Origin of the sequence: Amycolatopsis mongoliensis, assembly GCF_030285665.1 — a bacterium.
GTDB classification, from domain to species: domain Bacteria; phylum Actinomycetota; class Actinomycetes; order Mycobacteriales; family Pseudonocardiaceae; genus Amycolatopsis; species Amycolatopsis mongoliensis.
The window spans coordinates 6,722,033-6,740,452 of sequence record NZ_CP127295.1; the positions used below are offsets into that span (position 1 = coordinate 6,722,033).

The 18,420-nt window shown below is 73.2% G+C and carries 19 protein-coding genes; 8 read left to right on the top strand and 11 right to left on the bottom strand.

Translation table 11 applies throughout. The annotated features are described in order from the left end of the window. The first annotated feature begins 85 nt into the window (after nucleotides 1-85). Nucleotides 86-915, top strand: a protein-coding gene (locus QRX60_RS32240; protein WP_408630145.1) for an IS5 family transposase whose coding sequence is annotated in 2 segments (ribosomal slippage) — nucleotides 86-440 and nucleotides 440-915 — 831 coding nt in all. Because the reading frame shifts where the segments join, the coding sequence is not laid out codon by codon here. A gap of 137 nt (nucleotides 916-1,052) precedes the next feature. Then, entirely contained in the window at nucleotides 1,053-2,255 is a 1,203-nt protein-coding gene (locus QRX60_RS32245; protein ID WP_286003603.1) for an IS110 family RNA-guided transposase, read from the top strand. Here the strand turns inward: QRX60_RS32245 and QRX60_RS32250 are convergent. The 5 genes from QRX60_RS32250 to QRX60_RS32270 are packed head-to-tail and all read right to left on the bottom strand — an operon-like array spanning nucleotide 2,229 to nucleotide 6,435. Next, nucleotides 2,229-2,585, bottom strand: a complete 357-nt coding sequence (locus QRX60_RS32250) for a lycopene cyclase domain-containing protein (protein WP_408630149.1) — start codon at nucleotides 2,583-2,585, stop codon at nucleotides 2,229-2,231. The genes QRX60_RS32245 and QRX60_RS32250 overlap by 27 nt on opposite strands. Beyond that, nucleotides 2,585-2,941, bottom strand: coding sequence for a lycopene cyclase domain-containing protein (locus tag QRX60_RS32255; protein WP_285995203.1), 357 nt, complete (start codon nucleotides 2,939-2,941; stop codon nucleotides 2,585-2,587). Before QRX60_RS32255 ends, QRX60_RS32250 begins: the two co-directional genes overlap by 1 nt. Before the next feature lies 1 nt (nucleotide 2,942). Next, nucleotides 2,943-3,887, bottom strand: coding sequence for a phytoene/squalene synthase family protein (locus QRX60_RS32260; RefSeq protein ID WP_285995204.1), 945 nt, complete (start codon nucleotides 3,885-3,887; stop codon nucleotides 2,943-2,945). Beyond that, nucleotides 3,884-5,356 carry a phytoene desaturase family protein gene (crtI, locus tag QRX60_RS32265; protein ID WP_285995205.1) on the bottom strand — a complete coding sequence of 491 codons (1,473 nt, stop codon included), beginning with the start codon at nucleotides 5,354-5,356 and terminating at the stop codon, nucleotides 3,884-3,886. Before crtI ends, QRX60_RS32260 begins: the two co-directional genes overlap by 4 nt. Further along, entirely contained in the window at nucleotides 5,353-6,435 is a 1,083-nt protein-coding gene (locus QRX60_RS32270) for a polyprenyl synthetase family protein (protein ID WP_285995206.1), read from the bottom strand. Before QRX60_RS32270 ends, crtI begins: the two co-directional genes overlap by 4 nt. Nucleotides 6,436-6,613: 178 nt before the next feature. Here QRX60_RS32270 and QRX60_RS32275 point away from each other — a divergent pair, with 178 nt between their 5' ends. After that, nucleotides 6,614-7,624, top strand: a complete 1,011-nt coding sequence (locus tag QRX60_RS32275; protein WP_285995207.1) for a DUF5914 domain-containing protein — start codon at nucleotides 6,614-6,616, stop codon at nucleotides 7,622-7,624. 105 nt (nucleotides 7,625-7,729) lie between these two features. On the opposite strand, the gene QRX60_RS32280 is transcribed toward QRX60_RS32275, so the two are convergent. Together QRX60_RS32280 and QRX60_RS32285 are read right to left on the bottom strand one after the other, a co-directional pair. Beyond that, complete coding sequence (locus QRX60_RS32280; RefSeq protein WP_285995208.1) at nucleotides 7,730-8,092, bottom strand: hypothetical protein; 363 nt, start codon at nucleotides 8,090-8,092, stop codon at nucleotides 7,730-7,732. Next, on the bottom strand, nucleotides 8,089-8,616 hold the full coding sequence (locus tag QRX60_RS32285; protein WP_285995209.1) for a MarR family winged helix-turn-helix transcriptional regulator: 528 nt from the start codon (nucleotides 8,614-8,616) through the stop codon (nucleotides 8,089-8,091). Before QRX60_RS32285 ends, QRX60_RS32280 begins: the two co-directional genes overlap by 4 nt. A 165-nt stretch (nucleotides 8,617-8,781) precedes the next feature. Here QRX60_RS32285 and QRX60_RS32290 point away from each other — a divergent pair, with 165 nt between their 5' ends. Continuing rightward, a complete protein-coding gene (locus QRX60_RS32290) occupies nucleotides 8,782-10,794 on the top strand; it encodes a phosphocholine-specific phospholipase C (RefSeq protein ID WP_285995210.1) in 2,013 nt (670 codons plus the stop codon). On the opposite strand, the gene QRX60_RS32295 is transcribed toward QRX60_RS32290, so the two are convergent. Continuing rightward, nucleotides 10,784-11,713, bottom strand: a complete 930-nt coding sequence (locus QRX60_RS32295; RefSeq protein WP_285995211.1) for an AraC family transcriptional regulator — start codon at nucleotides 11,711-11,713, stop codon at nucleotides 10,784-10,786. The two genes, QRX60_RS32290 and QRX60_RS32295, sit on opposite strands and share 11 nt — an antisense overlap. 80 nt (nucleotides 11,714-11,793) lie before the next feature. On the opposite strand from QRX60_RS32295, the gene QRX60_RS32300 reads away from it, so the two are divergent. Then, entirely contained in the window at nucleotides 11,794-12,570 is a 777-nt protein-coding gene (locus tag QRX60_RS32300) for an NmrA family NAD(P)-binding protein (protein ID WP_285995212.1), read from the top strand. Nucleotides 12,571-12,573: 3 nt separating this feature from the next. On the opposite strand, the gene QRX60_RS32305 is transcribed toward QRX60_RS32300, so the two are convergent. Together QRX60_RS32305 and QRX60_RS32310 are read right to left on the bottom strand one after the other, a co-directional pair. Next, entirely contained in the window at nucleotides 12,574-14,091 is a 1,518-nt protein-coding gene (locus QRX60_RS32305; protein ID WP_285995213.1) for a DUF2235 domain-containing protein, read from the bottom strand. Further along, nucleotides 14,088-14,870: an ArsR/SmtB family transcription factor gene (locus tag QRX60_RS32310; protein ID WP_286003740.1), complete on the bottom strand. Its 783-nt coding sequence runs from the start codon at nucleotides 14,868-14,870 to the stop codon at nucleotides 14,088-14,090. The genes QRX60_RS32305 and QRX60_RS32310 overlap by 4 nt, the downstream gene beginning before the upstream one ends. Before the next feature lie 104 nt (nucleotides 14,871-14,974). On the opposite strand from QRX60_RS32310, the gene QRX60_RS32315 reads away from it, so the two are divergent. After that, entirely contained in the window at nucleotides 14,975-16,162 is a 1,188-nt protein-coding gene (locus QRX60_RS32315) for an MFS transporter (protein WP_285995214.1), read from the top strand. Between the two features lie 50 nt (nucleotides 16,163-16,212). Continuing rightward, entirely contained in the window at nucleotides 16,213-17,178 is a 966-nt protein-coding gene (locus QRX60_RS32320; RefSeq protein ID WP_285995215.1) for a threonine ammonia-lyase, read from the top strand. On the opposite strand, the gene QRX60_RS32325 is transcribed toward QRX60_RS32320, so the two are convergent. Then, nucleotides 17,175-17,669: a hypothetical protein gene (locus QRX60_RS32325; protein ID WP_285995216.1), complete on the bottom strand. Its 495-nt coding sequence runs from the start codon at nucleotides 17,667-17,669 to the stop codon at nucleotides 17,175-17,177. The genes QRX60_RS32320 and QRX60_RS32325 overlap by 4 nt on opposite strands. A 105-nt stretch (nucleotides 17,670-17,774) precedes the next feature. Between QRX60_RS32325 and QRX60_RS32330 the strand changes: the two genes are divergently transcribed. Beyond that, nucleotides 17,775-18,419 (top strand): helix-turn-helix domain-containing protein, encoded by a 645-nt coding sequence (locus QRX60_RS32330; RefSeq protein WP_285995217.1) that lies wholly within the window; start codon nucleotides 17,775-17,777, stop codon nucleotides 18,417-18,419. Nucleotide 18,420 lies beyond the last annotated feature (1 nt).

The following is an 18,420-nucleotide window of genomic DNA, read 5'->3' on the forward strand; positions in this document are numbered from 1 at the left end:
GTGGGCCCTGGGGCTCAGGTATGGCTTTCATGCTCACGCCGGTGTTAAGAGCGTGTCTTACGTGGTGATCGGGCGCTGGTAAGCGATGATCTTGGCTGTGGTGGATCGGTTGTCGCTGCGGTTGGTGCCGGACGAGCTGTGGGCGTTGGTGGAGCCGTTGATCCCGGTATTCGCGCCGCGTCCGCAGGGTGGTGGCACGGCGCCGGTGGACGCTCGCGCGGTGTTCACGGCGATTGTGTATGTGCTGACCAGTGGATGTGCGTGGCGGGATCTGCCGCCGTCGTTCGGGGTGCCGTTCCAAACCGCGCACCGCCGCTTCGGTCAGTGGACCAAAGCCGGGCTGTGGCGACGCTTGCATCATGCGCTATTGGACGAGCTCGGCAGCCAGGGCCTCATCGACTGGAGCCGCGCGATCGTGGACGGTGCCTGCGTGCGGGCCAAAAGGGGGGATCTCTGACCGGGCCCAGCCCAGTCGACCGCGGCAAGCCCGGCTCGAAGATCCATGCCCTGTCCGATCGCGCCGGGCTGCCGCTTGCCGTCGCCGTCTCCGCGGCCAACACCCACGACAGCCACGCCCTCAGACCGCTGGTGATGGCGATCCCGGCGATCAAGTCCCGTCGTGGTCCGCGGCGGCGCAAGCCGGCCAAGCTGCACGCCGACAAGGCCTACGACCAGCCCGGCCTGCGGCGCTGGGTCCGCGACCGCGGCATCAAGGTCCGCATCGCCCGCAAAGGCATCGAATCCAAGGACAAGCTCGGCCGGCACCGCTGGGTGATCGAACGAACGATGGCCTGGTTCACCGGATACCGGCGCCTCACGTTGCGCTACGAACGCAAAGCTGAGCACTTCCTTGCCTTCCTCATTCTCGGAGCCAGCCTCACGTGCTACAAGAGACTCCGCAAACTCACCACATGAGACAACCTCTAAGGCTGAAAGGACTTGGCCGCCTGGGCTCCCGTGACGGCACGACCGCTGATTGGGATATGCGATGGGATCGCTGTGTAGGACAGCGTCGGCGTGGTCGTCTGTGGGTGAACTGCGGAGCTCAAGTGATGGAGGTGGTCGTGCCCCGGATCTGGGCCGGCGTGGACATCGGCAAGGAACACCACCACTGCGTGGTGATCGACGACAGCGGTGTGCGGCTGCTGTCGCGGCGGGTCCGCAATGACGAAACCGACCTGCTGGCCTTGATCGCTGACGTTCTCGCGATCGACGCCGATGCGCTGTGGGCGATCGATCTGAACTGCGGCGGTGCGGCGCTGCTGATCGGGTTGCTGGTCAACCACGACCAGCCGCTGGTCTACATCACCGGGCTGAAAGTCCACCGCGCCGCCGGAACCTACCGGGGCGAAGGCAAAACCGACGCCAAGGATGCGTTCGTCATTGCCGACCAGGCCCGGATCCGCCGCGATCTCGGGCCACTGCGGGCCGGGGACGAGATCGCCGTCGACTTGCGGACCCTGACCAACCGGCGCACCGACCTGATCTGCGACCGCACCCGCCAGATCAACCGGATCCGGCACCAGTTGCTGGAATACTTCCCCGCGCTGGAACGCAGCCTTGACCTGTCCCGCAAAGGACATCTGCTGCTGCTCACCGGCTACCAGACCCCCGACGCGATCCGCAGGCTGGGCGAGCAGCGCTTGGCCCACTGGCTGCGCCACCGCAAGGCCCGCAACGCCGACATCGTCGCGCATCTGGCGATCGAGGCCGCCGCCGCGCAGCAGACCACGTTGCCCGGACAGAAACTGGCCGCGGCGATGGTCGAACGGCTGGCCAAGGGGGTGATCGCGCTCAACACCGAAATCGCCGAGATCGACGCGATGATCGAAGAGCGGTTTCGCCGGCACCGCCACGCCGAGGTGATGCTCACCCTGCCCGGCTTCGGGCCGACTCTTGCTGCGGAGTTCCTCGCCGCCACCGGCGGCGACATGAGCGCGTTCGGCTCGGTCGACCGTCTCGCCGGCTACGCCGGTCTCGCGCCCGTGCCCCGCGACTCCGGCCGCATCCGCGGCAACCTGCGACGGCCTCGCCGCTACCACCGCGGCCTGCTGCGATCCTGTTACCTTGCCGCCATGGCCAGCCTGCCGGCCTGTCCCGCCTCGAAGGCCTACTACCAGCGCAAACGAGCTGAGGGCAAACGACACGAGCAGGCGCTGCTCTGCCTCGCCCGCCGACGCCTCAACGTCTTGTGGGCCATGCTCCGCGACGACTGCCGCTACCACGCTTCACCTCCGATCCCGGCGGCTGCGTGACTTGACAATCCCCATTGGGAAGTCCTTTCGCGACTTCCCGCGTTCCCACAGGAGCAGGACCGCGGTGACGAGGGCGTAGCCGAACAGGAAGTCCTCCACCGGGATGTCCCACGGGAACCGCCAGCCGGTGATGCCGGCGGGGGAGTACCGGACGATCGGGGCGGACAGCTTGGTCAGCCACCCGTCCACCGGGACCTGGAACGCGACGACGATCGCCATCGTGACCCAGTAGGCGGGCCGCCGGAACAGCCCGGTGCGCAGGAGGAGCACCTCCGCGGCGACCACCGCGAGCACCGCGGCGACCGCGGGAACCGTGTAGCCCCAAGGCATCAGCGCCGCACCCGCTGCCGGCCGGGCCGCGCCGGGACCAGCCGCCGCAGCAGGCGCCCGGTCAGGCCGACCGCCTCGTACGTCAGGACCCCGCAGACCGGGACCACGACGAAGAAGAGCACCTCTTCGAGCGGGACCCCGAACGGCACGCGCAGCCCGGTGACGAACGCCGGGTCGAAGTCCCAGACGCCGGCGGCGATGGCCAGCGCGTCCCACGCCAGGAAGACCAGGGCCACGGGCAGCACCGCGCGCGCCAGCCGCCCCGGGCGGCGGTACACCCGGGCGCCGGCCAGCTCCAGCGGCAGTGTCACCAGGACGCACGCGCCGAGGACGAGGAGGTACTCCCAGCGGCCCACGTCAGGTCACCGCCGGGTGCCGGAGCCGGGCCCACCGCGCCCGGACGAGCGCGTCACCGGCCGCCACCAGCCGCCGGTGGCGGGGCACGCGGGCCCGGCCGGCGAAGACGTTGAAGCCGGCGGCTTCGATGCGGTCGAGAATCCCGCCGTAAAGGACGTACGCGGTCGCGACGCACGGCCGCGACACCGGGTGCAGCATGGCGATGCCGGGGCGGGCCTCGGCGTAGACGCGCCGGGTGCGGGCGACCTGGTCGGCGAGCGCCCGCCGCACCGGCGCGTCGATCCGGCCGGTGCGGGCGCACCAGCCGAGCCGGTCGCGGTCGACGCCGGCCGCGGCGAGCTCGTCGGCAGGCAGGTAGACCCGGCCGCGGCCGAGGTCCTCGGCGACGTCCCGCAGGAAGTTGGTCAGCTGGAAGGCCTTGCCGAGGGCGGCGGCGCGCGGCGCGGCCTCCGCCCGCGGGACGACGGTGCCGAGGACCGGCAGCACCTGCAGCCCGATGACCTCGGCCGAGCCGTGCACGTATTCGTCGAGCGCGGCGCGGGTCGGGTAGCCGGTCACGGTGAGGTCCATCCGCATCGAGGCGAAGAACGCGCGGAAGCACGGTTCCGGGATGGCGTACCGGGTCGCGGTGTCGATGACGGCGGCGCGCAACGGATCTTCGCTGTACCCGGCGGCGAGCTCCTTCAGGAACCCGTCTTCGACGTCGTGCAGCGCGGCGGCGACGGAGGCGGGGGTGGCGCCGGGCTCCGGCTCGTCGACGAGGTCGTCGAGGCGCCGGGCGAACCCGTAGAGGGCGTGGACGGCGGGGCGCTGCGCCGGGGTGAGCATGCGGGTGGCGAGGAAGTAGGTGCGGCCGTGCCGGGCGTTGAGCTCGCGGCACCGCCGGTACGCGTGGCGCAGTTCGGGCCGGGTGATCCCGGCGGCGTCGAGTTCGCGGCGGGTCATCGGGCTCCTTCCCCGGTGATCCGGTCGGCGGCGAGGCGCCCGGAGAGCAGCACCGTGGGGACACCGACCCCGGGTACGGTCCCGCCGCCGGCGAGCACGACGTTTTCGGTGCCCGGAGGGAGGTTCCGGGGCCGGAACGGTCCCGTCTGGACGAACGAATGCGCGTAGCTGAAGGGCGTGCCCGCCACCATCCCGCGGCGCGCCCAGTCGGCCGGGCCGATGACGTGCCACGCCTCCGGTTCGAAGCCGGGCAGCAGGCCGGTGCGGACCCGGTCGAGGATCTCCTTGGCGTACGGTTCCGCCTCGCTGTCCCAGTCCCGCGGTCCCCGCTCGAGGTTGGGCACCGGCGCCAGGATCGAGAAGAGCTGCCGCCCGGGCGGGGCCAGCCCGGGGTCGGTCGCCGTCGGCCGGGTGATCAGCAGGGACGGGTCGCTCATCCGGCTGCCCTCGGTGATGAGCTCGTGGAAGGTCGACGCCCAGCCGTGGCCGAACGAGATCGTGTGGTGCCCCACCGGCCAGTCGCCGGGGCCGCCCGCGTGCAGCACCAGCGTGGACGGCGCCGGGCGCAGCGGGAGCGGGCGGCGCGGCGCGCGGCCGAGCAGCCGGTAGCTCTGGTGCGGTTCCGTGGTCAGGACGACGGCGTCGCACGGGATCCGCTCGTCTTCGGTGCGGACGGCGGTGACCCGCGCGCCCCGGCGGTCGAGCGCCGTCACCGCCGCGCCGAACCGGAACTCCACCCCGGCGTCCGCCGCGACGCGGGCCAGTGCCCGGGGCACCTCGGCCATCCCGCCCGCGGGGAAGTACACGCCCCCGACGGTGTCCATGTAGGAAATGACCGCGTACAGCGCGAGCGCCCGCATCGGCGACTCGCCGGCGTACAGCGCCTGGAAGGTGAAGACCCGCTTGAGGCGCTCGTCGCCGAGGAACGCACCGATCCGCCGGTCCAGGCGCCGGAAGCCGCCGAGCGCGACGAGCCGGGCGAGGTCGCCCGACAGCAGGCCGAGCGGCGAGTCGATGTTGCTCGCGACGAACCGGTCGAACTCCGCCGCGTACAGCCGGGTCAGCCAGGCGCGCAGCCGGCGGTACCCGGCCGCTTCGCCGGGCCCGGCGAACTCGCGGACGGCGTCGGCCATGCGGTCCGCGTCGGAGTGCACCGGCAGCACCGAACCGTCGGCGAAACGCGCGGTGTAGGCCGGGTCGAGCCGCGTCAGCCGGAGGTGGTCGGCCAGGTCCGCGCCGGCGGCGGCGAACGTGGCGGCGAGGATCGAGGGCATGGTCAGCACCGTCGGCCCGGTGTCGAGGTGGTAGCCGCCGGTCTCCACCCGGCCGGTCCGCCCGCCCGGGCCGGGATCGCGCTCCACGACGGTGACCTGCCGGCCCCGGCCCGCCAGGTGCAGCGCGGCGGACAGCCCGGCCAGGCCGGCCCCGACGACCACGACGTGGCCGGTGCGCCCGGTGACCGTCCTCATCGGACCCGCTCGGTGCAGCGGTTCGCGAGGACCGTGAGCGCGGAAGCCGCCCGGCTCGGCAGGGAAACCTGGTCGATCGCTTCGAGGGCGCGCCGGACGCGGTCGTCGATGAACTTCTCCAGCTGGTCGCGCGCGCCGGTCGCGGTGATCAGCGCCCGCCACCCGGCGACCGCGGCGTCGTCGACGTCGTCCGCGGCGAGCAGGTCGGCGAGCTCGGCGCGTTGCCGGCGGTCGGCCAGGTCCCGGGCGAGCACGACCACGCTGGACGCCTTGCGCTCGCGCAGGTCGTCGCCCGCCGGCTTCCCGGTCACCGCCGGGTCGCCGAACACGCCCAGCAGGTCGTCGCGGAACTGGAACGCCTCGCCGAGCAGGCCGCCGTACGTGCCGAGCGCGGTGACGACGTCCTCGGGGCAGCCGGCCAGGGCGGCGCCGAACTCCAGGGGACGGCGGACGGTGTAGTTGCCGGACTTGCGGCGGATCACGTCGAGGACGTCGTCCCAGGACGGCAGCGCGCGGGCGTCGTTCACCAGGTCGCCGAGCTGGCCCACGGCCAGTTCGGACCGCAGCAGGTCGTAGACCGGCCGGCCGCGGGCGAGGGCATCGGCGTCGAGCCCGCTTTCGTGCAGCAGCTGCTCGGACCAGACGAGGAACAGGTCGCCCATCAGCACCGCGGCGGACTCGCCGAAGCGGGCCGCCGGCCCGCCGAGGCCCTGCTCTTCGTGCCAGCGCGCGAAGAGGACGTGCATCGACGGCCGGCCGCGCCGCCGCGTCGAGCCGTCCATGACGTCGTCCTGGACCAGCGCGAAGCAGTGCAGCAGCTCGAGGCCGGCCGCGGCGCGGAGGGCCGCGGCGCTTTCGGGGCCGCCGCAGCGCCAGCCGGCGTAGGCGAACATCGGACGCAGGAACTTGCCGCCGGTGACGAACTCCGGCACCGCGGTGACGGCCGGGGTGTCCGCCGCGCGGCCGGTGAAGTGCTCCCGTACCCGCTCGGAGACGAAGGCGTGCACATCGGTCCCGCAACGCCGGCGCAGCGCGTCGAGCCACGCCACCGGTCCGGCGGCCGTCGAGGTCACGGTCATCCGGGCTCCTCTCGCCATCTTGCGATGCACAATCGATGCGCTCATGGGGCGAGCATCGACCAGCGCGCCGGAACCTCTCGCTGTTACCCCGGTTCTACCGCGATAAACGCGAGTCTGCGCGCTGGTTCGCACGATCGATGACGTTGCGGGGGCGATGCGGATCGGCGACGATGGACCGATGACCGTCAACCGCCGGATCGCCGCGCGGTGGCCGCCGCACTGGCCCGTGCAGCCGTTCGCCGAACCCCGATGGGCCCGGCAGGAACCGACCTACGGCGACTGCTCGCCCGCGCTGATCGAAGCGGCGGGCAAGCGCGCCTCGGCCCGGCCGTCCGGCAACTGGTTCGTCGTCGCGGCGAGCCGGGAGGTGCGCGCCGACCGGCCGTTCGGGGTCACCGTGGGCGGCCGCGAGCTCGTCGCGTGGCGGGCTCGCGACGGCGAGGTCCGGATCGGGCCGGGTGCCTGCCCGCACCTGGGCGCGCCGCTCGCCGACGCGCGGGTCGACCGCGGCGGTCTCGTCTGCCGGTGGCACGGCCTGCGGATCGACGGCGAGCGCCGCGGCACCTGGTCACCCGTGCCGGCCCACGACGACGGCGTGCTCGTCTGGGCGCGCCTCGACCGCCTCGGTGGGGAACCGCCGGCCGAGCGGCCCGTGGTGCCGGCCCGCCCCGGTGGCGGGGCCCGCATCGACGCCGTCGCCACGGTGACCGGGACGTGCGAACCCGAGGACGTCGTCGCCAACCGGCTCGACCCGTGGCACGGCGCCTGGTTCCACCCGTACTCGTTCAGCCGCCTGCGGGTGCTCGAAGCGCCGCAGGGGATCGACGTGCCCGACTCCGAAGACCGCTTCCTCGTCGAGGTCACCTTCCGGCTCGCCGGCCGCTGGGGGGTGCCGGTGCTCGCGGAGTTCACCTGCCCCGAGCCGCGCACGGTGGTGATGCGCATCGTCGAAGGCGAAGGCGTCGGCAGTGTCGTCGAGACGCACGCGACCCCGCTCGGCCCGGGCCCGGACGGCCGCCCGCGCACGGCCGTCATCGAGGCGACGATCGCCGCGTCCGAACGGCGCGGGTTCGCCGTCGCCGCCAAGCTGGCCCCGGCGATCCGCCCGCTCGTGCGCCACACCGCGACCCGGCTGTGGCGCGACGACCTCGCCTACGCCGAACGCCGGTACGCCCTGCGCGCCGGCTGAGTTTGGGCCCCGCGGGGCCGGGTACACGGCTCGCAGCGGTGCCCCGCCCGTGTTCGAGCTCAGCCCGTGACCTCCATGATCCGGGCAGTCGGGCGGGCACCGCTGCTAACGCCCGGCGGCCGCCATGACCGGGTGCCGCGGGGTGGCGTCGAAGATGAGCGTGATGGCCGTGATCTTCCCGTCCCGCAACCGGAAGTGCTCGGCCGTGCGCTGGGTTCCGGCCGGGGTCGCGGTGTGCACGTCGTAGACGAGCGTCGCCTCCGACTCGCCGTAGAGCTCGCTGAGCATGTCGACGCCGGTGACCACGCTGACGAACCCGCCGAGCCCGGCGAGGTGGCCGCGGGCGTCGTCGGAGCGCATGAGCGGGCTGCGGAAGGTGAACGTATCGGCCGGCTGCGCGGCCGCGGCGGTCACGTCGCCGGCGAAGCGGGCCCGGGAACAGGCCCGGACGGTCGCACGGGTGGTCATCGCTCCTCCAGGTGGCGGGCGAGGTGCTGCTGGTTCTCGGCGAGGCGCAGGCAGAGGTGGCGCAGCTGGGTCGTTTCGGCGGCCGTGAAACCGCGGAAGAGCGCCGCCATGGCCAGCTGCGACGGACGGCGGAACTCCTCGAGCCACGCCCGGCCGTCCTCGGTGATCCGGACCAGCACCGACCGCCGGTCGCGCGGGTCGGGGACCCGCACCGCGTGCCCGGCGCGCTCGAGGGTGTCGACCAGGCCGGTGACGTTGCGCGAGCTGACCCCGGCGGACGCGGCGAGGTCCTTGATGTTCGCTTCCGAGCTGCTCAGCCGGATGAGGACGTCGAGGGCGCCCGGGCTGAGGCCGCGGCCGCCGGTGCCGTGGGCCCGCAGCTGGTCGAGGCTCCGCGCGGCCGCGCGCACCGCCGCCGCGGCTTCGAGCACGCCGGTGTCCTCGCCGAGGGTGAACCCGGCCAGCGCGCCGCGGACGTCGGGGGAGTAGAGGTGGTCGTCGGGGTCCTTGGCGAAGTCGTTCATAGTGAAGTATTACATTAGTACGTACTTCCGTAAATGTGTCAAGATCATGTCCGTCCACGGTCGTTTACCAGGGTTTCGCCCGGCGTTAGCCTCGGGCCCGGCACAGGTTCTCGAAGGCCCGCACATACTGACCCGGCTCTCCACCCCGACACCCCCGGAGTCCCCATGACGGACGTCAACCGACGGCGTTTCCTGCAGCTGGCCGGCGGCACCGCCGCCCTTTCCGCACTCTCCACCAGCATCGCCCGCGCCGCCGAGATCCCCGCCTTCCGGCGGACCGGCACGCTGCGCGACGTCGAGCACGTCGTCGTCCTCATGCAGGAGAACCGGTCGTTCGACCACTACTTCGGCACGCTGCGCGGCGTCCGCGGCTTCGGCGATCCGCGGCCGGCGACGCTGGCCTCCGGCAAGTCCGTCTGGGCGCAGTCCGACGGCAAGCGCGACATCCTGCCGTTCCGTCCCGAAGCGGACAACCTGGGCCTGCAGTTCATCCAGGACCTGCCGCACGGCTGGAACGACACGCACGCGGCGTGGAACGGCGGCAAGTACGACAAGTGGGTGCCTGCCAAGGGCTCGACCACGATGGCGTACCTGACGCGCGAGGACATCCCGTTCCACTACGCGCTGGCCGACGCGTTCACCATCTGCGACGCCTACCACTGCTCGTTCATGGGCTCGACCGACCCGAACCGCTACTACATGTGGACCGGGTACACGGGCAACGACGGCAAGGGCGGCGGGCCGGTCCTCGGCAACGACGAGAAGGGCTACTCCTGGACTACCTACCCGGAGCGGCTGGAGCAGGCCGGGGTGTCGTGGAAGATCTACCAGGACGTCGGGGACGGCCTCGACGCCGCCGGCGGCTGGGGCTGGATCGAGGACGCCTACCGCGGCAACTACGGCGACAACTCGTTGCTGTACTTCGACTCCTACCGCAACGCCAAGCCCGGCGACGCGCTGTACGAGAAGGCCCGCACCGGCACGAACGCGAAGGCCGGCGACGGCTACTTCGATCGGCTGCGTGCCGACGTCAAGGCCGGGAAGCTGCCGCAGGTCTCGTGGATCACCGCGCCGGAGGCCTTCTGCGAGCACCCGAACTGGCCGGTGAACTACGGCGCCTGGTACATCGCGCAGGTGCTCGACGCGCTGACGTCGAACCCGGAGGTGTGGAGCAAGACCGCGCTGCTCATCACCTACGACGAGAACGACGGCTTCTTCGACCACGTGGTGCCGCCGTACGCCTCGGCCGGCCAGTCCACTGTGGACACGACGGGGGAGATCTTCGCGGGATCGGCGGCGAACCCGGCCGGCCCGTACGGGCTCGGCCAGCGCGTCCCGATGCTGGTGGTGTCGCCGTGGAGCAAGGGCGGCTACGTGTGCTCGGAGACGTTCGACCACACGTCGATCATCCGGTTCCTCGAACGGCGCTTCGGCGTGCAGGAGCCGAACATCACGGCGTGGCGAAGGTCGGTGTGCGGCGACCTGACGTCGGCGTTCGACTTCGCGCGCACCGACGTGCGCGTGCCCGCGCTGCCGGACACGGCGGGCTACGAGCCGCCGGACCGCGAGCGGCACCCGGACTACGTACCCGCGGTTCCGGCGCACAACGTGCTCCCGAAGCAGGAACGCGGGCTGCGGCCGGCGCGGGCACTGCCCTACGACCTGGCGGCCGACGCGCGGCTGGCCGGCGGAACCCTGACGGTCACGTTCGCCAACCACGGCCGCGCGGGCGCCGCGTTCTCCGTCGTGACGCCGTCGGGGGAACCGCGCACGTGCACGGCCGGCGCCGGCAAGTCGCTGGCGGCCGCCTTGCCCGCTGCCGGGGCTTACGACTACACCGCATACGGCCCCAACGGGTTCGTGCGGCAGTTCCGGGGCGGCGCCGCGGGGCCGGAGGTGAGCGCCCGCCAGGAAGGCGGGGAGCTGACACTGGTCCTGACCAACGGCGGAACCACGCCGGTGCGGCTGACGGTGTCGGACGCGTACGGGCGGTGCTCGTCGACGCACCAGCTGCGCCCGGGTGCGCGGGTCGTGACGCACGTGGACACCCGCCGCAGCGGCAACTGGTACGACGTCTCGGTTGCGTCGGACCGCGACCCGAAGTTCTTGCGCCGGCTCGCGGGGCACCTCGAGACCGGGCGCCCGAGCACCAGCGACCCGGCGACGCTCACGAGCTGATGTTCTCCCGGCCGCGGCGCCAGTCCGAGGGGCTGGCGCCGCGGGTGCGCTTGAAGGCCACGCTGAAGGCGAACGGGTCTTCGTAGCCGACCGCTTTGGCGACAGCGGCGACGGTGTCTTCGGTGTCGCGCAACAGGTCCGCGGCGAGCGTCATCCGCCAGCCGGTGAGGTAGGTCAGCGGCGGCTCGCCGACGAGGTGCGCGAAGCGGGCGGCGAACGCGGCCCGGGACAGGCCGGCCCGGGCGGCCAGCTCGGCGACCGTCCACCGGTGCGCGGGTTCGGCGTGCAGCAGGCGCAGGGCTTCCCCGACACCGGCGTCGTCCAGCGCCCGGACCCAGGGCGGTGGCGCTGCCGAGGCGCACCACGCCCGCAGGGCCAGGACGAGCACGAGGTCCAGCAGGCGCCGGAGCACGGCGTCCTGGCCCGGCTCGTCCCGGGCGACCTCGGCGGAGAGCAGTTCGAGCGCCGCCCCCGTCCGCGGTCCGGCGGGGACGACGGCCAGCGGGGGAAGCATCGCCAGCAACCGCTCGGCGACGACGCCGTGGAGTTCGTAGGCGCCCCGCACCATCGTCGTGGCGCCAGGCGAACCGTCGCCGTACGTGCGCGGTGCCCGGGGAGCCGGCTCGCCCGTGCCGGTGACCGGGTACTTCTTCGCGCCGCGGATCACGACCTGCGGAGCGGTGCCCGGGTCGTCGGCGATCGTGTAGCTCTTCGTGGAGACGAGCGCGATGTCGCCGACGGCCAGGCGGACCGGCGGCCCGGTGCCGAGGCTGACGAACGCGTGACCGCCGAGCGCGGCGACCAGGGTGAGCGGCGGGGCGTCCGCGAAGGTCATCGACCACGGCGGCCGCTGGATCAGCTGCCGGACCACCGCGTCGGCCGCGCGGGCCCGGTGCAGCAGGTCGCTCAGGACGTCCATGCACCGACTTTAGACGATCACAAAGGAATCATCGACTTTCTCCCATGGATCGTCTCGCGCCGGCACGGTTGCCTGAAGGCATGACCATCCTGATCCTCGGCGGCACCGGCAAGACGGGCCGCCGCGTCGCCCAGCGTCTCGGCAGTGCCCGGATCGCCTCCCGTGGCACCGGTTTCGACCTCGGCACCCCGTCCGGCTGGACGCTGGACGGCGTCTCGGCCGTCTACCTCGTGGAACCCGATCTGCGGGCCGGACCACGCCTCCCGCGCTTCGTCGCCGAGGCGGTCGCGGCCGGTGCGCGGCGGCTGGTGCTGCTGTCCGCCCCGGGGGCCGGCGAGGAGGGCCATCCGCTGTACGCCGCCGAGCAGGCCGTCCGCGGCTCCGGTGTCGGCTGGACCATCCTGCACCCGAACTGGTTCGCCCAGAACTTCAGCGAAGGCCCGTGGGCGCAAGGGATCCACGACGGCGTCCTGACCCTGCCGGCCGGGGACGGGCGCGCGCCGTTCGTCGACGCCGAGGACATCGCCGACGTCGCCGCGGCGGCGCTCACGGACGACCGGCACCACGGCGAGGTCTACGAGCTGACCGGCCCGCGCGCGGTGAGCTTCGGGGAAGCGACCGCCCTGATCGCCCGGGCCGCCGGGCGGAAGATCGAGTACGCGGACGTCGATCCCGAAGCGTTCGTCGAGCGCCAGACCGCGCACGGCGTCCCGCTTCCCGTGGCCCGGCTGCTCACGGGCCTGCTGGCGGACCTGCGCGACGGCCGGGGCGCCGACCTCGGGGACGGCGTCGAGCGAGCCCTCGGCCGGCCGCCCCGGTCGTTCGAGGACTTCGCCGCCGGGACCACGTGGACCTGACGGTCAGGAGAGCCGCTTGACGGTCAGCCGGAGCGAGCCGCGGTTGCCCGAATAGCCCAGCCAGCTGTCGTTGGCGTAAGCGTGGAAGTAGCCCGGCTTCCGGTTGACCCACCTCTCCAGCCGGCCGCCGATCAGGAACGCCTCGTACGGCTGCTGCACGTCGTGGGCGTCGAGGTTCGGGGCCGCCACCGCACCGAGCAACGCCATCCACTTCGCGTCTTCGCGGCGGCGGCCCCCGAACGAGCGGGCCTGGGCGTCGTTGAGCCGGGCGAGCTGGGTCTGGAGCCAGGCCGACGTCGTGGCCAGCGCGTGCAGCAGGTCCTGGAGGTCCGGCCGGGGGTCTGCTTCGGAGCCGTCCGGGTGGTGCGCGACCTTCCCGTCCAGCCAGGTGCCCTCGGCGCCGAACGCGTACTCGCCGGGTTCGAGGTAGATCCCCGTCCAGTTCCACGGCTTCCCGGCGTAGACATCGACCGTGGCCGACTCGCCGGCCTCGAGGCGGCGGCCTTCGCGATAGGGACCGGTGGTGATCGGCGGCGTCGCCTGCCGGTCCACGGTGGACGGGGCGACGCCGGGGGAGCCGGCGGCGAGGAACGGGAAGGCGCGCGGCGCCGGGCACAGGACCGTGTACACGCCGTGGAGCGAGTTGTGCAGCACGTCCTGGGCGTCCGGCGTGATCTGCTTGTACATCGCGTCGTCGAAGACGAGGTCCGGCACCGCCGCGCGGCACTCGTCGATCATCCACTGCAGAGCCGCGTCGGACAGGCCGGTGCGGTCGTGGCCGCCGCCGACGTCGCAGTGGTCGCCCGGGAACCAGACCTGCACGGCCGTGCGGTCGCCGGTCACTTCGTGCAGGTTCGACCACAGCGTCGGCATGAAGGGGCCGCGCATCTCGTCGATCGCGAGCGCCTGGCGGGCGTGCTTGACGTGGTCGCCCAGCTTGGTGTCGTGGAACCGGGGGAGGTGCCCGACGTGGTCTTCGACGAGCTTCAACGGGCCGAGCCAGTCCGGGATGCCGAGCGAGCCGACGGTGTCCCAGACGCCGAGGAACTCGATCGGGACCGGCTCGGCCGCCTCGCCGGCCCCTTCCCGGTAGCCGTCGGTGAAGAGCCGGTCGACCTCGGCCCAGAACGCGGTGGACTCCGCGTCCCGGAGCGTCGCCGGCAGGCCGCACCGCCGGATCATGCCGGACAGGCTGCGGACGGTGAACGCCCCGCGGCTGAACCCGAAGAGGTGGATCGCGTCGCCGGCCCGGTAGTGGCGCGCGAGCCAGCCGTAGGCGCTCTTGATGTTGTCCGACAGGCCTTTGCCGACCAGCCCGCCCTCGAGGTGGTCGAGCAGCCCGGGCCCGGTGCCGACGCCGGGGTGGTAGTACCGCAGCTGGGTGTCGGTGCCGGCCACGGTGTGGTGGATCCGCGCGACGTTCGTCGGCGCCGGCTGACCCTGTTGCTGCTGGTCCGGTGTGTTCCACGTGCCGTCGCAGCAGACGACCAGGTGCCGCCTGGTGACGTCGGGCTCGCTCATCCGTTCACCTTCGCTCCGCTCGGGGATGCCCGAGGGTAGGAGACGGTGAGCGGCCGCGGAGATACGGCCTGGTCTCCCGGTCGGAAACCGGGCACCAGTGCGGACAACCGGCGGCGGCCGAGCGGGGTGACGGTCAGTTCGCGGTCCCCGTCACCGCGCCGGACCAGGCCGTCCGCGAGGAACGCCGCCAGGACCTCGTGGCCGAGGACGCCGCCGAGGTGGGGGATGCGGTGGGCCCGGTCGAGGCAGGCGGTCGCGAGCCGGCGGCGGCCGGGGTCCACGGTGGCCGGGTCGACGCCGAGGTCGTGGAACGCCGAGACGTCGCCGCCCAGGGTCAGGCCGGCCGCGGAGCCGTCCGGGGGCCGCAGCGCGCCGCGGTCGACGAGCATGGCGAACACCGCCACGCCGAGCCGGCCGGCGGTGTGGTCGTAGCACGTGTGCGCGGTGTCCACAGTGGACTCCGCCGGGCGCGGCGGCGTGACGGAGTCGTTGCCGCCGTAGCGGGCGAGCGCGGTGAGCACCGGCAGGAGGTCGTCGCGCCCGACGCGGTAGAGCGCGTGGCGCCCGGCGTGCTCGACCGTCACCAGCCCGGCGGCCCGCAGCCGGGCCAGGTGGTTGCCCAGCCGCGGCGCGGTGACGCCCAGCGCGTCGGCCAGCTGCACCATGGTGTGCGGGCCTTCGGCGGTCAGCAGCTGCAGGGCCGTGAGCCGCACGGGGTCGGACAGCTCCCGCGTCAGCCCGATGATCGCGCCCTGGACGGCGTTCCCGGGTTCGACCATTCCGCTCACGGCGCGATCCTAGCATCCTTCACGGGTTGCTGAATGATGATTGCGGATCGGGGCTCGCCGTGCCTACCATTCAGGATCTTGTGAAGGGTGACTGTATGGGGCTGAGGAGTCTTCTGTGGGGCCGCGGCGTTTCCGCGCTCGGCGACGGCCTGTGGTTCACGATCTGGGCGCTGTACTTCACCCGGATCCTCGGGCTGCCCCCGGTGACGGTGGGCGCGGGGATGGCGGTGGCGAGCGCCGCGGGCATGGTCGCCGCGGTGCCGCTGGGCGCGTTCGCGGACCGGGCCGGCGCCCGGGCGGTGCTGATCGTGGTGACCCTGGTGCGCGCCGCCGCGATGGCGGGGTACCTGGCGGTGCGCGGCACCTGGTCGTTCCTGGCCGTGACGGTGCTGTTCACCGCGCTGGCCACCGGCGGGACCGCGATCCGGACGGCGTTGGTGACCGGACTCGTCGCCGACCCGGCGCGCCGGATGCGCGTGCTGGCGCAGCAGCGGGTCGCGCAGCACGTCGGGTACGCGGCCGGCGCCGGTCTCGGGGCGCTCGTGCTCACGGTCGACGCGCCGTGGGCCTACACCCTGGCCATCGCGGGCAACGCGGTGAGCTTCCTGGTCCTGGCCGCCGCGACGCTGCTGGTACCCGCGCCCGCCGCCGTCCCGTCCCGGCGGTCCGGCGCCCGCGTGGTCCTCGGTGACCGGCCGTACCTGTGCGTCGCCGGGGTCACCGCGGTGCTTTCCCTGTGCTGGGCGATGTTGTCGGCCGGGCTGCCGCTGTGGCTGTCCGGCTCGACGCGGCTGCCGCTGGGGCTGGGCGGGATCGTGGTCGTGCTCAGCTCGGTGGGGATCGCGGTGTTCCAGGTGCCGTTCGCCCGCTTCGGGCGCACCGCGACGCGGGCGGCCCGGACCGCGGTGGTGTCCGGGGTGGCGCTCGCGACGAGCTGCCTGCTGCTGGCGACGACGTCCGGCGGCGCGGGAGCGGGCGCGGTGACGGTGGTGGTGCTCGCCGCGGTGCTGCACGTCGGGGGTGAGCTGAGCTACGTGGCCGCGAACTGGGGGTTGTCGGTGCGGCTCATGCGCGAAGAGGCGAAGGGCGCCTACCAAGGGGCGAGCGAAGCGGCGACGGCGACGGTCCAGATGGTCGGGCCCGGGGTGTTCACGCTCGCGATCGGGGGCCTCGGCGCGCTGGGGTGGGTGCTGGTCGCGGCGGTGTTCCTGGTCGCCGTCGCGCCCGTCCCGCGGCTGACCCGCTGGGCACTGCGGACCCGCGAACCGGCGCTCGCCCGCTGAGCTGCTCGTTCGGTGGTTCGCGTCCGGCCCCGCGGCTATGCTCCGGAACCGTGCCGGGAACGCGCCTCGACCTCGACCGGATCCGGGCCGCCCGGCGGGTGATCGACCCGGTCTTCCTCGACAGCCCCCTGTACCGCTGCGAACCCCTGGAACGCGAGCTCGGCTGCCGGGTGAGCATCAAGCTCGAGACCGCGAACCCCGTCCGCAGCTTCAAGGGCCGCGGCACCGAACTCGTCGTGACCGGCCTCGCCGGACGCGGCGAGCGGGCCGCCGTGTGCGCCAGTGCGGGCAACCTCGGCCAGGCCCTCGCCCGGTCCGGGCGGGGTCGCGGGATCGACGTCACCGTCGTGGCGTCGCGGTTCGCGCCCGCCGCGAAGCTCGAGCGCATCCGGGCGCTGGGTGCCCACCTGGAACTGGTGGACGGCGACTTCGAGCTGGCCCGCGAGCGGGCGGTGGCGCTCGCGCGGGAGCGGGGCGTACGGCTGGTCGAGGACAGCCTGGACGTCGAGACCTGCGAGGGCGCGGCGACGATCGGCCTGGAGCTGGTGGACGCGGGCCCGTTCGACGCGGTCCTCATCGCCCTCGGCGGCGGGGCGCTGGCGACCGGCGTCGGCCACGTCCTGAAGACCCTCGCCCCCGGCACCGAAGTGATCGCCATCCAGCCCGCAGGCGCACCGGCGATGGCCCGGTCGTGGCGTGAGCGGCGGGTCGTGACCACGGAGTCGGCCGACACGATCGCCGACGGCGTCGCGGGCCGGTTCCCCATCCCGGAGGTCCTCGACGACCTGCTGCTCGTGGCCGACGACGCCGTCCTGGTGCGGGAAGCGTCGATCGTCGCGGGGATGCGGCTGTTCCTGGAGCACGCGGGCCTGGTGGTGGAGCCGTCGGCGGCCCTCGGCCTCGCGGCGGTCCTCGAAGACCCCGCCCGTTTCGCCGGGCAGCACGTGGTCACCATCGTGTGCGGCAGCAACGTCGACCTGCCCGCCTACCACCGCTGGCTCGGGCTCGGGGACTAACGCGCGAGCAGGCCCTTCTCCCGCATGGCCGCCTGGAACACTTCGGTCTGCGCGGCGTCCAGGAGGTTCGCCGGGAACGCGATCGTGCCCTCGGACTCCGTCTTCAGCACCCAGAACCCGCGGTTGAGCGTGACGCGCTTGAACGTGGTCCACAGCCGCGTCATCGTGCGCCCGGGAGCCTCGACCGCGTATTCGGCGTCGGTCAGGACGATCCGGGTGGCCGAGGGCTCGTCGTAGTGCCGCATCAGCCGGGCGATCCGCCGCGCCTGGAGGACCGGCCAGCCGAGGCCCAGCAGGAGGACCACACAGCCGACGCCGAGCCCGACCGGGTCCGGCGGCGAACTCCGCAGCGCCTCGGCCAGCGCCAGGAAGCCGAGCACCACGTAGATCACGGCGGGCAGCCACCGGGCCACCGGGGCGCTCGGGTGGCACGCGCGGTACGACCGCTTCGCCATTTCGGGTGTGAAGACGAACGAAAACGAGATGTCCATGGACGGTTCCCCCAGGGTGGTGATCGGGCGCGCTGATTCTGGCACGGCGCCCGGCGTGTCATCATGACCGTGCCCGATCGGCACACCGAACGGAGACGGGACTCGATGGACGCTTTACCGAACGGCGGGACCCCCGTGGCCGAAGACGGCGGCCCGTCGATCCGCGACATGCTCGCCGTCAACCTGCGGGCCGCACGGGCGGCGCGGGGCCTGTCGCTGTCCGAGCTCTCGCGGCGGTCCGGGATCGGCAAGGCGACCCTCTCGCAGCTGGAAGCCGGCACCGGCAACCCGACCATCGAGACCGTCTTCAGCCTGTCCCGCGCCCTCGAGGTGGCCATCTCCGACCTGCTCGACCACCGGCCCCGCGGCGGGCTGACCGTCGTGCGCGGGGCCGAGGTCGAAGTGCTCCGCGGCGAGGGGATCGACCTGCGGCCACTGCGCCGGATCGAGGCCGAGAGCAGCGTGTTCGAGGTCTACGACCAGGTCGTCCGCGGGGACGCGCCGCAGCGGTCGCAGGGGCACGTCGGCGTGGAGCACACCGTCGTCCAGGCCGGCGGCCTGCGCGTCGAGGTCGCCGGGCGGACCGTCGACCTGGGGCCGGGGGACTACGTCGCCTTCGACGCCCGCGAGCCGCACAGCTACACCGCGCTCGCCGCTCCCGTGCACTCGGTCCTGCTGCTCCAGTACCGCGCCGACGAACGCCTCGACGGCCGGCCGCATCCGTTGACACCCCCGCCTCGGGAGACTTAAC